The sequence below is a fragment of the Paenibacillus sp. 10L310 genome (genome assembly GCF_056395745.1).
The window spans coordinates 369879-383865 of the sequence record NZ_JBFTKC010000004.1 but is presented as its reverse complement, the minus strand read 5'-3'; the positions used below and the strand labels follow the sequence as shown (position 1 = coordinate 383865).

The following is a 13987-nucleotide window of genomic DNA, read 5'->3' as shown; positions in this document are numbered from 1 at the left end:
GGCTTATACTGCCATCTACCAGTACATCGAGTTCTATTACAACCGCAAGCGAATGCATGGCGCGCTAGGGTATCTTTCTCCTGCTCGTTTTGCGATGCAATTTACGGACAAATCCGTAGCGTAGTGTCTACTTTTTTGACATAGGTCCAGAGACACTCTATATCCGATTAACAAGCCGTTTTCAGTGTTTTTATAAGGGCATTTTGGTAGATAACGTGTCTGAGGTTCCTTAGAATTTAAGAAGAGGAGCTGAAGGCCAAATAAGATGTCCTGAGTTCCTTAGAAAATCCTCTTTCCATTCGCCAAGATCGGCAGTCTGGGGATTCAAGTTTTTATCCATCTCAAAAAAGGTTACACAAACAGCGCCCACCAGAACGATTCAGGTGGCGCTGTTTTATTTGGTATGAATATCTCGCTGTCGTCAATGATCATAAGCCGAAAGACTATAAATATCTAGTTACAAAAATAAGTGTTCATACTTTCGAATCTGGGATCTTAAAATTTGAGCAACTATCTCAAAATCTTGCTACTACTGACAAAAGTCTTACGAGAATCCTTGCTCACCTGCAAAACGGGGATGGACATCAGCACAAGACAACTCCTCATTAGAAAATCTAATCCAGACATAATCATCATATAACACACCATGTGTTTGTTTTACGATCTCCGAAGCTACATAATCATTCAGACCTAATGATTGCAAAATTTTATCGGCATGATGTCTGGTGCGAGGGAAACATCTTGATTCGAAATAATCTAGTACATCCCCTACGGTCACCTTGGACTTGTTTGGAAAAGGAAGAAACACAGGCGATACATTGTGATCTTGCCATACATCAACCGTTTGATTGCTATAATCCAACTTCACTTTGGCAATCACCTGGTCATGCTCCAAGACCTCAAATTCAAGAGGAGAAGATATAAATTTGTTTATATTTTTCATCTGCTACCTCCCATAGTGATCTTTCATATTTCTTTGTTATGATTATATCATTTCTTCAACTTGTATTTCATTTCCTTACTTCATCATTCTATTGAAAAAAGCCCGAACAATTTCGAGTAAATCTCGAACTTGTTCGGGCTCTTCAGATTGCCTTCCCTCCGTGCAAAACCTATCTACGTATTGGAGAGCGCTTTGTTTTTCTCATAAAAACGGGCATTATGGGAAGAGACACCCGCCATATCGGAAGCAGCAGGTTCCAGATACGTCTTGGCACTGTTGACTGCGAGCACCGCATCGTTAAAAGCACCTGCGATCAGCCTGACTTTGCTTCCATAAGTGATGAAATCACCCGCTCCAAAGATACCTGGAATGTTGGTACGCATGCGCTGATCAACGGATACGCCGTAATCTTCACGCGCCAGTCCCCATTGCACAAGGTTACCAAAATCACGATCATACCCATGGCTTACGACAACTTCATCCACTTCAACAAGTGTGATCTCACCAGTTTCTACATGGGCTAGCTCAACACGATCGATTTTGTCACCTGTACCGTATAAGCGTGAGATGTTAAATGGCGTCATGACGCTCGCTTGAGCTTTCATCTGAGCAACTGGCGACTCGTGTCCGGTAAACTCATGACGTCTGTGTGCTACCGTAACTTCACTTGCGATCTTGCCCAGTTCATTCGCCCAGTCGACTGCGGAATCGCCGCCACCCGAGATCAGAACACGCTTCCCGGCAAATCGGGACAGGTCGGTTATCGTATAGTGCAGATTTGTCAGCTCATACCGATTGGCACCCTCGACATCCAGCTTCTGCACCTGAGTCATACCTCTGCCCGCACATAACAGGATGGTACGTGTGTAGTGACGTTCGCCTGTTTTGGAAATGAGTACAAATACACCATCCTCACGTCGTTCAAGCTCGGCTATTTCCTGCCCAAATACAATCGTTGGATCGAACGTTCTCGCCTGTCTTTCCAGCGATTCAATCAGTTTCTCACAGCGAATCGGATCAATCCCGCCTACATCCCAGATCAGCTTCTCCGGGTAAGTACGCATGAATCCACCGAGTTCCTGTTTGGCTTCGATGATCTTGGTACGCATGGCTCTCATACCACTATAAAATGAGGCATACATGCCAGCAGGTCCACCACCAATGATCGTAATATCGTAGATATCCAATTGTGTCTCGGTTGTCATTTAAGGCACCAACTTTTCAACAACATAGTCCATCAATTTTACAGAGCCAATTGGACCCACACCCGATACGAATTGGCTTGTCTTCAACGGGAAGACATGATCATTCTTCACAGCCTCCAGATTAGACCACACCTGGCTTGCTTTGAGATCTTCCATAGATTTCTTCGTGTCATAACCTACGAGGGTTCTGTCTTCCAGGAAAATATAATCCGGATTCATCTCAGGCAAGAATTCCAGAGAGAACTGGCTAAACCAATCTGTAGAATCTTTAATAGCATCAGGACTATTCAGACCAAGAATATCATAGAAGAAAACACTGCTACTTCCTCCTTTGGGACCCATGAAACGGTAACGATTGTGCTCAACCCGGAGAACCAATACGGTCTTTTCTCCCAAGGCTGCCGCGATTTTCTCTTTCGCTTGTGAGGCTTTCTCATCGAATTCAGCCAGTACTTTGGCAGATTCTTCGTTCTTGTCAAATATGGCAGCCAGCTTTGGCATAGCACGTTTCATTTCACTGTTGGCATCAAGTGCCACTGTAGGAGCGATTTTGGACAATTCATCATATACGCCCTGTTCCATTCCTTCGCCAGCTGCAAGGATCATATCCGGTGACAACGCAAGCAACTGCTCATAATTATATTGATATTGCTCGACTTCAATGATTTGGACCCCGTGTTCTTTCAAATACTCAGGGCGGTATTCCGCTTCAACTTCTGGAGTTAACAAAACGATTTGGGGTGTAACACCCATTTCAATCAGATACTCGGCATAAATCGAATCAAACACAACCAGATTTTGAGGATGAGTTGGAATCATTACTTCTCCAAACTGATCCTTCACCACCTTAGTCCCACTTTCAGTCGCTGTTTGTTCTGCAGTACTCGCTACTCCTTCAGTTGGAGCGCCTGCTGTTCCAGCTGTAGCGTTCTCTTCCTTGGTTCCACCGGAACATGCCGCCAGCATTACACTAATCACCAACAGCATGATACCCAACCCTTTAAATCTTCGTGACATGATATACTTCGCCCCTTATGTATATTGATAATGATAATTATTATCAAATAGTATCAAATAAGAAGTGTTGCTTCCATAGCATATCGTGCGTAATCAGTTGGATTATTGTGCTCTCTCATGAAAAGATTCCGTAAGATTGCGAACGATCTGATTCAGAATCAGAGTGTGTCCCGTAATTCCGTGACCGTCTACCCACAGGTGAGTATCTACGTAAAATACCCGATTATTTTTCACAGCCTTGAGGTCATTCCATTGCGGACTCTCCCATAGTTTCCTCATATTCTCTTCAGCGCTGAAGTGCTGCATGATCCGCTTCTCCACAAACAGATAATCGGGATTGGCTTGTGTGAGTAGTTCAAGCGAACATGGGTTAAACCATGCTGTACCTGAATCCAGTGCTTGCGGCAGTGTTAATCCAAGCTGTTCATATAACAAGTGTGATACCCCGTGTGAATTCCCCCCCAGATATCGATAACCAAACGCTTCTACCCTCAGCAACATGACTGTGGCCGCGGATTGGATGATGGGTTGCAACTGTCGCTTAGCTACGCTGACTTCGTGTTTCATCTGCTGATGCAGTCTATGAGCATCTTCTTCTTTAAGAAACCAGGCTGCCAATTGATCGAGCATTGGTTCTACATCTTGATGAAGTCCGGTTAGAATCGGTGCAATTGTGCGCAGTTCCCTTTTGACCTCTTCCGTCAATACGTTTCCTATCAACATCTCCGGTTGAACTTGTCGAACAAGTTCTATCTCCACCTCATACTGTGTTACCTCCAGCATCTGCACTCCATGCGCTATAAATTGTTCATGGTGATGTGGGGACAGCAGGATTGGGGTGACCACTACGGCATGGGGGATGACACCCAGATGAATCATAATTTCTGCACAGATTGGAGAAAGTGACACCATCTTGCGCTGCGTCATCGTCTGCCTATATATCTTAGGTGATACGCCAGTCAACTGTTTGAAGCGTCGGCTAAAATAATGAGCATCTTCAAATCCAGACTTTTTGGCAATATCCTGTGAGGTTGCAGCGGTTAATATCAGTTCTTCCTGCGCACGGTAGATCCGGTAGTGTGCAAGATAATCCAGAGGTGGCTTACCATATCGCTCACTAAATTTGCGGGAATAATGCCATGGACTAATACCGGCAATCTGAGCTAACTGTGTACGTGTAATGACCTGATCATAATGCTGCTGCATGTAGTCAATGGAGCGAAGTATACCGTGTTCTGGCTCCAACTCGTTATCCGGCTGTTTCCGATATAGATTACTTAACAACTCATATAACAAATGCTGATTGCCAACTCTTTCTGCACTCTGATCCGGTGTATGCACTTCACTCCAATGCTGAATGATACTTGCCAGACCTCCACCGGACAGTTGCACTTTCTGATACGCCTCTCCTGACGGTAACCGCCATTCGAACTTCTCAGCTTCCCGTCTATCATGCAGCACCGAATATGTATCGAACTGAACATGCCAGCCTGCCAGATCCAGGTTGCCACCTTCAATGACCTCCATTACGGAGTTCTCTTCAACCGCAATTAATTCTCCATAGGAGACGTGAACTCGGTGTCCATTTATATTCCAGATCGCTTTTCCATCAATGATAAATATCAAGGTGTGACTGAAAAAGTGATGCTGCTCGCCTTTCGTTATCCATGTGTTGCTTAGTGCATTCGTTGACTTCCATTGAGCAATCCATTCCATGTTGTCAGACATAGGTTATCCTTTCAAAGGGATTAGTAATCCAGATTTATAGGTTTCACTATATCAAAATACATGACAACTCCATAACCAACAAGCTATGGCTTGAATAAAATGGTGGACAGCGATTGTACATCTCATTACTTTAATCAGAAAAACACAACAAAAAAGCCCGTACCATCAGGTACAGGCTCTTTATTACAACTTTAATACTACTTTTTCAATTAGTACGTTTTACGTATTAATCAATACTAGCTTTCGGTGACCCCTGTCCCCGTTTCTGTCCTTTTCCTGCCATCCAATACGTTAGTCCACCTGAGACACCAAACGCAATAACCACACCAATGCAAGTGTGTAACAGATTCAAGCCACCCTCTTCGATGAAGAGCGGGAGGCTGACCAAGCTCGGATTCCCCACCATAGCAAATGCCTTGACAGATAACAATCCGAAATATAGTCCACCCGTAGCTCCACCCAGCAATGCCGCGTAGAAAGAGGATCTTTTTCTCAAGTTGACCGCATACAATGCAGGCTCTACAACTCCAAGGAGGGATGTTCCCGTTGCCCAGAAAGCAAGTCTTCTGGATGTTGGCTCTTTCGAGCGGATTCCGTTTGCGAACGCGGCCCCCGCTTGTCCAACAATCGCCACTAACATGGCAGCGATCACCATAGAACCACCATTCATAACCATTTCATTAATGATGATGGCAATCAGCCAGTAGTGTAATCCTATAATTAACATCAGTGAGAAGACAGCTCCCAGTAACATCACCGACACCACTGGAGCATTAGCTACTAGTGAATCCAATGCTTCCGGCAGATATTCATCAATCCAAGTGCCAACTGGACCAAGTATCATCAATACTAACGGAACAAGAATCAGTAACGTCAGGAATGGGGCAACCATCCCTTTGGAGAATTTTGGACTCCATCGTTCAACGGCTTTTTCCAGGTAGGCCGCTGCACAGATCGTTAGAATGACCCAGATCGCAGTAGTATAAAAAGCAGGCTGGGACACGAGTGGCAAGCCCAGGAAATGGACGTCTTGTTCACCTGACATCATCATGGTCATCTCCGGATGGTACATCAATCCACCAATAGATGCTGCAACATAGATATTGCTCTTCAACCGATAAGCTGTGCTGATTGCTACCAATACAGGCAGTAGATAAATAACACTATTTCCAATGATACTGAATATCGTAAAGGTCTGGCTGTCCATCAGTGCAGAAGAATCCGCTGAACCGTACGTATCCATTAACGTAATTATAGCAAGTAAAATCTTAATAACAGCGGCTCCGAGAATAGCAGGCATCAAGGGCCTGAACACATCGGATACAAAATGTAAGATCGAGAATCTGTTCTTCTTCGTGTGTCCTTCTTCCTGCAACGCTGTCCCTGTAGATTCCCAAGCGTCCATACCCAGTAACGTATTGTAGATGAGTGAAGATTCATCTCTTATTACCAGATGGCACTGCTCACCTGTTACCCGAACATTTGCTACAACATCTGCGGAGGTAAGAGCCGACATGTTCAATTTTGTACTTTCCTTCAGCGCCAACGTCGTTGTACCCTTATCGTGTTCTACGAGCTTGATGTTCTCCTTGCCACCTGCGAGTTTCAACCAATCTTCAATCTGTGTGTTATGCATTATGTACGATCTCCTCATATTACGGTAAACCCGTGTTTTGTGATGTGTTATGATCTAATATGCCTCTATCTATATACACATTTCCATGAAAAAACTTCAATAGGATAAAAAAACTAATTTCCCTGACATTTCATGTTCATTTATACAAGGTATATGGACCTATGAAAGTCGAAAAAGCAAAAAAGCCTACTTTTATGTAGGCTCTTATCCATCTGTACTTATGAGTCATACTCTTCATACTCACAACCGACATTCGCAGTCATCAGATGGCGATGCACGTAAATATACATCCTCATCCTATGACAGTGCCAACATCGCGTTCATATCTTCTTCTGCCGTTGTAATTAACTTCAGACCAAACATATCTACGAGTACATCCAAGACACCTTCCGATATAAACTCAGGCGGTTTTGGTCCAATACGAATGTCCTGAATGCCGAGGCTGAACAGGCCAAGGAGGATCGCAACTGCTTTTTGCTCAAACCAGGACAGCACAATGCTGACAGGTAACTCGTTCACGGTACAGCCAAAAGCATCCGCCAAAGCCATTGCAATTTTCACCGTAGAACCGGAATTGTTGCATTGACCCAGATCGATATAACGCGGTATACCCGTGTCTCCAACCGTACCATAATCCACATCGTTGAAGCGGAACTTGCCACAGGAAGTCGTCAGAATTACGGTATCATTCGGCAAGGATGTCGCGAGTTCACGATAGTAGTTGCCACCTTTGCCTGGCGCATCACAACCAGCAATAACGAAGAATCGACGGATATGCCCGTCTTTCACCGCTTGAATAATCTCGGGCGCAAGCCCAATCACGGTCTCATGATGGTATCCTGTCGTTAAGACTTGCTCCGATTGTACATTAGCCGCAGGCAGAGACAATGCACGTTCAATCAGCGGTGAGAAGTCATCATCCATAATCTTGGCCACACCCTCCAGACCCGCCACTTCGTAGGAGAAAAAGCGGTCTGCATAGGTGCCTTTGATCGGCATAACACAGTTCGTCGTTGCAAGAATAGCACCCGGGAATTGTTCGAAAAGTCTTCTCTGATCGTACCAGGCTTTGCCGATATTACCCTTGAGATGGGCGTATTTCTTCAGCGCAGGATAACCGTGCGCAGGCAACATTTCCGAGTGGGTATAGATGTTGATTCCTTTCCCTTCAGTTTGACGAAGCAACTCCTCCAATGCATACAGATTATGTCCCGTTACCACGATGCACTGTCCTTCAATCTGGTTCTGGCTAACCGTAATCGGTTGCGGTACACCAAAGCGGTCCGTGTGTGCACGATCCAACACATCCATAATGCGGATTGCTGCATTACCTACCTTCATCGCCATCTCCAGATGTTCCTGTACATTAAAATTCGAGTTCGTTAATGTCATATATAATGCCTCATGTGTAATCCGATCCACCTCAGGATCAGAATATCCCAACTGGCGTGCATGTGTCGCATAAGCAGCGATGCCTTTTAACGCAAAAATCATCGTATCCTGCAAACTTGCGATTGTTTCGTTTTTGCCGCATACCCCTACCACGGTACACCCGCCACTCGGCGTCTGTTCGCACTGATAACAAAACATATGGTTTCCCCTCCAAACTTAGATTAAACGCAGTTCGTTATGTAATAGCGTAACAGACCCTGATATGAGCTAGTGTGATGGTGCACACAGTTTCTGATCCAACATCTATATTTGGTTCTCCAGATTATCATCCAAACTGGAAATAATAACATTCAAAAAAAGGCATATCTCGGATCATTATGAAAAATACTGTGTACAGCTAAAAACGTATAAATCCATAATCTTAAAAAAATACGAAAATGAAACGATTCTAGATTTTGCCCGTAAGGGTAATACACAGAGAAATCTAATATTCAAGGAGCTGGTCAATTGCAACATTACAGACACAGTGCGGAGGAAACCCTTCAGGATGTACAGAGTTCCTCCAAGGGACTTACGACCTCCGAAGCTGCCAAGAGAATTGAAACGGAAGGATATAACGAGTTAAAAGGTAAAGATGCAACACCAGTTTGGAAACTGTTCCTCGAAAATTTCAAAGATCCGATGGTCATCGTGCTGCTGATTGCAGCCGCGGTACAGGTTGTACTTGGACACCTGATTGAATCATTGATCATATTCCTGGTTATTTTGCTCAACGCAGTGATCAGTGTAGTTCAGACCAAAAAAGCCGAGAGTTCGCTTGACGCGCTGAAACAAATGTCTGCACCCGAAGCCAAGGTCATTCGTGACGGGCAGAAAAAGACTATTCCAGCAAGGGAACTCGTTCCCGGTGATATTGTTATGCTGGATGCAGGTGATTATGTCCCGGCAGACGGGCGTATCCTGGAATCAGGAAGTCTGAAAATCAACGAAGGCATGTTGACCGGAGAATCCGAAGCTGCGGAGAAACACGCCGATGCCATTCCGGATGAAGCGCCTATTGGAGATCGTCGCAATATGGCCTTCAGTGGCTCACTCGTCGTATATGGACGGGGCATGCTTGTCATTACAGGTACGGCTCTCAAAACCGAAATCGGCAAAATTGCCGAACTGATTGAAAATGCCGAAGCCAAGAACACACCATTACAGCGCAAGTTGGAATCATTCAGCAAAAAACTGGGCTTTTTCATCCTAGGCTTGTCGATTCTCATCTTTGGCATCGAAGCCGGTCGTGTATGGTTGACCGAAGGTACGGAGAATATCGGGCCTTCCATCGTAAATGCACTGATGTTTGCCGTAGCTGTTGCCGTTGCTGCCATTCCTGAGGCGTTATCCTCCATTGTGACTATCGTATTGTCACTCGGAACAAATAAGATGGCCAAACAACATGCGATCATTCGCAGACTGCCTGCTGTTGAGGCGCTCGGTTCTGCCAGTATCATCTGTACGGATAAAACCGGAACGCTAACTCAGAATAAGATGACTGTCGTGGATTATTACATTCCCCATGGCACCAAGGACGAATTCCCCGATGATCCCGATCAGTGGTCGGAAGAGGAACGGCGTCTGTTACATATTGCAGTGCTCTGCAATGATTCGAATATTAACCAGGAAGGCAAGGAATTGGGTGATCCAACCGAAGTGGCCCTGATTGCCTTCAGCAACCGGGTGAACAAGGATTACAATGAAATCCGTGACCAGTTCCCTCGTGAAGCTGAGCTTCCTTTTGACTCGGATCGAAAGCTCATGAGTACGGTGCATACCTTCGAGGGACAGACGGCTTTGCTGACCAAAGGTGGACCGGATGTGCTGTTCAGCCGCTGTAGTCATGTGTTTATCAACGGTGAGGTTCAGCCCCTAACACCCGAGATTCGTACACAATTTGAAGAAAAAAATGAGGCCTTCTCCAAACGTGCCTTCCGTGTGCTGGCCTACGCGTACAAAAAGTTCGATGATAAAAACCAGGTCACCATTGATGACGAGCATGATCTGACACTGGTTGGTTTGACAGCGATGATTGACCCACCGCGTGAAGCGGTATACGGTTCTATTGAAGAGTCCAAAAAAGCGGGCATTCGCACCATCATGATCACTGGAGATCACAAAACGACGGCTCAGGCGATCGGTGTGGATATCGGCCTTGCCGAACCGGATGACCTCGCCATTACCGGAGCCGAACTGGACAAAATGTCTGATGAGGAGCTGGATCAACAACTCGAACATATCTCGGTTTACGCAAGGGTATCTCCTGAAAACAAAATCCGGATTGTTCGTGCTTGGCAGCGTAAAGGCAAAGTGGCAGCCATGACCGGAGATGGAGTTAATGACGCACCCGCGCTGAAACAGGCCGACATCGGCGTAGCGATGGGTAGCGGAACAGATGTCGCCAAGGATGCGGCTGCCATGATTCTGACGGATGATAACTTTGTCTCCATCGTGAATGCGGTCAGTGTTGGACGGATGGTATTTGATAACATCAAAAAAGCCATCGCATACCTGTTTGCCGGTAACCTCGGCGCGATTATCGCCATTTTGTTTGCCTTGATCGTCGGCTGGGTTAATCCATTTACGGCCCTTCAGCTACTGTTCATCAATCTGGTGAACGACTCCCTGCCTGCCATTGCTTTGGGTACAGAGAAACCCGAGCCAGATGTCATGCGGCGTAAACCCCGTGACATTAACGAAGGCATCTTCGCAGGTGGAACCCTGCAGGCCGTGATTACGCGTGGTGTCCTGATTGGTGCGGCTGTTATCGTGTCCCAATATATCGGACTTGGCATCTCGGAGGAAATCAGTGTGGCTATGGCCTTCACAACCTTGATTCTCGCACGTAGTCTGCAAACATTTGCAGCACGTTCCAACACACAAACCATCTTCCAGGTGGGCTTTATGACCAATAAATTCGTGCTTGGCTCCATTCTGGTATGTCTGTGTCTCTATGCAATTACACTGATTCCAGGTGTTCGCGGTGTCTTCGCCATCCCGGATACATTCGGCTGGAATGAGTTCCTGATTGCAGGCGGACTTGCACTTGTCGCCGTCATTCTGATGGATGTCATCAAGTGGATTCGTAATCGCGGTAAACAAGTTACTGCGGCGTAAGATTTGTAGATATAACATGCACAAACAGGCGCCCGTTATCGGAGCGCCTGTTTCTGTATCTAATTACCCCTGTTTGATGCCAAAAGCGATCCAGCGTCCATCGATATCCTCGATCACAAACTCCTTGTTATTATAGTCTGTATGATTGAGGACACGTACGATTTTCACATCTGCGTTGATCAATTCCTGCTGAAGCTCTTCCTGGTTCTGGGTAATAAAATATGCATCATATCCATAGCCATATAATTCTCTGTTGGGTATAACTTTCTGTCCATTGCTTTGGGTTAAAATAATCTCGGTAAGATCACGATACAGGCAGATATGAGGTTCCGTGGCATCAAGATATTCGACCACCCGAAAGCCCATCTTTTCTTCATAAAACTGCGCCGTTCGCTTCATATCCAGAGTCGGAAATACGCTGTGGGACATTAATAATAAATGATTCATACTGTAAACTCCTTAAAATATAATCAAATCCAGTTATGTTTTCAAACTTATTTATTCCAACCACCATTTTACCCAATTTCAGGGAACTAGTCTATAAATTCCGATTCTACGTCTCTTAAATTTCACTTATACTGCGTAATATACAGTATGACATTATTGCCATATGATGAAATGGGGTGTAAAATGATATATTGCTTTTCATCACATTTTCATCAAAGCTCTATCCGAATTCATATTCATACCCAAGACAGGAATGGTACCGTGAAAGATAAAATTGTCATGCCACTCTGGACATGCTGCTTGTTCATCGTTGTGATGAATACCACCATGTTCAATGTTTCTTTGCCAGTCATTATTCAAGATCTACAGATTACCTCGGACCTGGGGTCTTGGGTCATCTCAAGTTATTCGATTGGTTACGCCCTATCGACGGTGATTTACAGTCGATTGTCAGACCGTATCCCGGTACGCAAACTGTTAACGGTCGGGCTTCTGATCCTGGGGTTATCTTCATTGCTAGGGTTGTTCGCGCATAACTTTGCAATCCTGTTACTGACACGTATTCTGCAATCTGCGGGTGCAGGAGTTATGGCCGGGCTGGGTCTCGTCATTGCAAGTCGTTACATCCCGGTGGAACGACGCGGAGCTGCCATCGCGCTGATCTCATCAGGTAGCGCCATGGCTTTTGGACTTGGCCCCATTGTCGGCGGACTCATTAGCGAATACTGGGGCTGGAACGGACTTTTTGCCATAACGGTGCTTGTCTTGCTCGCCCTGCCTGTATTGCTCTATTTCCTTCCACGGGAAACAGTCAAAACAGATCAGCCGTTCGATGTTATTGGTGCCATACTAACCGTCATTAATGCCACTACACTTCTCGTCGCGATCACCCAGCAATCCTGGTTATGGTTTGCCGTGGGCGTTATTTCACTTGTTGCACACCTCCTGTATATTCGAAAAGCGAGTCTTCCGTTTGTGAATCCACAAGTATTCCGAACGCCAGGATACACCCGGTTAATCCTTATCGGATTCTGCGTGCTGGTGGTGAATCTGGGAAATCTGTTTTTGATGCCGCTTGTGCTCGCTGATTTATATGGACGCTCTTCGCTCGCCATTGGTTTGCTGATTGCTCCTGGGGCAATTGTTGCAGCATTCTGCACCCGTTTTGTTGGACGCTGGATCGACCGTTATGGCAATATGCGATTTATGATCATCGGACACACTCTGCTCGCAGCGGTACTTGCTTTATTCATGCTCGGACTGGATCAGTCCGCCTTGATCATTACCAGTGGTTATCTCTTTTTCTCACCGGCACTGTCTGCCTCCATGGCTTCACTGAATAATGAAGCGTCACGTGTGCTGCCCAAAGCGCAAATCGGTTCCGGTATGGGCATGTTACAATTGATTCAGTTCTTCGGTGGTTCGGTGTCTGTAGCCGTGTGTGGGCTGCTACTGCACAGTATTCCGGGAGTCTCGGTCGAGCAAGCTTATCATGTGGTGTATGCTTGTCTGTTGCTCGTCTGCGTTGTTTCACTCGGGTTGACCGTCTGGCATAGCAGAGCTTCACGCTCAGGCATTAAACCTGTTACATTGGACAATTGATAATTGAGGTTTAAAGTTCAGAACAAAGAGGCCCGCACCAAGCGCGAGCCTTTTTTAGTTTGGAACAGAATACCGTTTTTTTAAAGTAGATCACTCAATGAACTTGAACTTACCGGTTACTTTCCTGATTTCATCCTACAGCAGCATGCCAACTATTTACCGTCCAGTGCGAACTTCCAGGCCTCCATTATGCTAATTGGGGCTTTACTACTGCTCTCGCCCTCACCTTCCTGCGTCCAAAGTGGTGGGTAATACGCAAATACTTGTCCTGTCTGGAGCTGAGACATATCCTCTTGCCAGCCTTTCCAGCGAAAGGTCCGATAGAACTGCTCCAGATCACCATTCGCCAGCCAGTTGATGAAACCTGAATATGCCAGTTCTGTCGATTCCCATTCGAGTGTATCCGGTGCAAAATAATATATGTGTCCCGTGCGGCCATACTTGCCTGTATCCAGTCCAAAGAAACCACCTGCCGCATCATATGCAACGACCATCATACCTTCCAGCACATCTACCCAAGGTTGCTCACTCACACCATTCCAACTGGTGAGACTCCCAGATGTACTGTCACCACCCGCACCAAGCAACGTGATCCAGCCATGGTCCAGTACAATACCTTCTGTCTCATAAGCAACAGCCCCCAAATAGGATTTGGTGCTTATTTGCAGACGATAGAGGGTATCCTCTCCAGCCTCTTGTTTTGCTGGAACATACACATATGTATTTTGCCCACTATCCAGGAGTTCCTTGAGTTCTTCCCATGCGTGATTCTCCCGATCTACTAATTCAGCTATCGTTAATGTATTCATGAGCAGTCTCCTCGCTGATTTTATAAGAGCATATCATGGGTTATTAACC

Annotated in this window: 11 protein-coding genes; 3 read left to right on the top strand and 8 right to left on the bottom strand. The window is 45.7% G+C overall.

What is annotated here, in order from left to right:
• Nucleotides 1–13 precede the first annotated feature (13 nt).
• A complete protein-coding gene (locus AC1DE7_RS13785) occupies nucleotides 14–124 on the top strand; it encodes a hypothetical protein (protein WP_477534596.1) in 111 nt (36 codons plus the stop codon).
• Nucleotides 125–544: 420 nt separating this feature from the next.
• Here AC1DE7_RS13785 and AC1DE7_RS13780 read toward each other — a convergent pair whose 3' ends face one another.
• The 6 genes from AC1DE7_RS13780 to hcp form a co-directional block, all read right to left on the bottom strand.
• Nucleotides 545–943 (bottom strand): hypothetical protein, encoded by a 399-nt coding sequence (locus AC1DE7_RS13780; RefSeq protein WP_127550127.1) that lies wholly within the window; start codon nucleotides 941–943, stop codon nucleotides 545–547.
• 173 nt (nucleotides 944–1116) lie between these two features.
• Nucleotides 1117–2148: an NAD(P)/FAD-dependent oxidoreductase gene (locus AC1DE7_RS13775; protein WP_477534588.1), complete on the bottom strand. Its 1032-nt coding sequence runs from the start codon at nucleotides 2146–2148 to the stop codon at nucleotides 1117–1119.
• Nucleotides 2149–3165, bottom strand: coding sequence for an ABC transporter substrate-binding protein (locus AC1DE7_RS13770; RefSeq protein ID WP_036617457.1), 1017 nt, complete (start codon nucleotides 3163–3165; stop codon nucleotides 2149–2151). It abuts the gene before it with no gap.
• Nucleotides 3166–3267: 102 nt separating this feature from the next.
• Nucleotides 3268–4893 (bottom strand): helix-turn-helix domain-containing protein, encoded by a 1626-nt coding sequence (locus tag AC1DE7_RS13765; RefSeq protein ID WP_477534587.1) that lies wholly within the window; start codon nucleotides 4891–4893, stop codon nucleotides 3268–3270.
• Nucleotides 4894–5119: 226 nt separating this feature from the next.
• On the bottom strand, nucleotides 5120–6529 hold the full coding sequence (locus tag AC1DE7_RS13760) for a PTS transporter subunit EIIC (protein ID WP_477534586.1): 1410 nt from the start codon (nucleotides 6527–6529) through the stop codon (nucleotides 5120–5122).
• A 297-nt stretch (nucleotides 6530–6826) separates the two neighbouring features.
• Complete coding sequence (hcp, locus tag AC1DE7_RS13755) at nucleotides 6827–8119, bottom strand: hydroxylamine reductase (RefSeq protein ID WP_036617450.1); 1293 nt, start codon at nucleotides 8117–8119, stop codon at nucleotides 6827–6829.
• 309 nt (nucleotides 8120–8428) lie between these two features.
• Here hcp and AC1DE7_RS13750 point away from each other — a divergent pair, with 309 nt between their 5' ends.
• On the top strand, nucleotides 8429–11080 hold the full coding sequence (locus AC1DE7_RS13750) for a cation-translocating P-type ATPase (RefSeq protein ID WP_340984544.1): 2652 nt from the start codon (nucleotides 8429–8431) through the stop codon (nucleotides 11078–11080).
• Nucleotides 11081–11143: 63 nt separating this feature from the next.
• Here the strand turns inward: AC1DE7_RS13750 and AC1DE7_RS13745 are convergent, their stop codons facing one another.
• Complete coding sequence (locus tag AC1DE7_RS13745) at nucleotides 11144–11527, bottom strand: VOC family protein (RefSeq protein ID WP_282320592.1); 384 nt, start codon at nucleotides 11525–11527, stop codon at nucleotides 11144–11146.
• A 261-nt stretch (nucleotides 11528–11788) separates the two neighbouring features.
• On the opposite strand from AC1DE7_RS13745, the gene AC1DE7_RS13740 reads away from it, so the two are divergent.
• Nucleotides 11789–13129: an MFS transporter gene (locus AC1DE7_RS13740; protein WP_340906282.1), complete on the top strand. Its 1341-nt coding sequence runs from the start codon at nucleotides 11789–11791 to the stop codon at nucleotides 13127–13129.
• A 152-nt stretch (nucleotides 13130–13281) separates the two neighbouring features.
• On the opposite strand, the gene AC1DE7_RS13735 is transcribed toward AC1DE7_RS13740, so the two are convergent.
• A complete protein-coding gene (locus AC1DE7_RS13735) occupies nucleotides 13282–13938 on the bottom strand; it encodes a DUF2625 domain-containing protein (protein ID WP_340387059.1) in 657 nt (218 codons plus the stop codon).
• Nucleotides 13939–13987 lie beyond the last annotated feature (49 nt).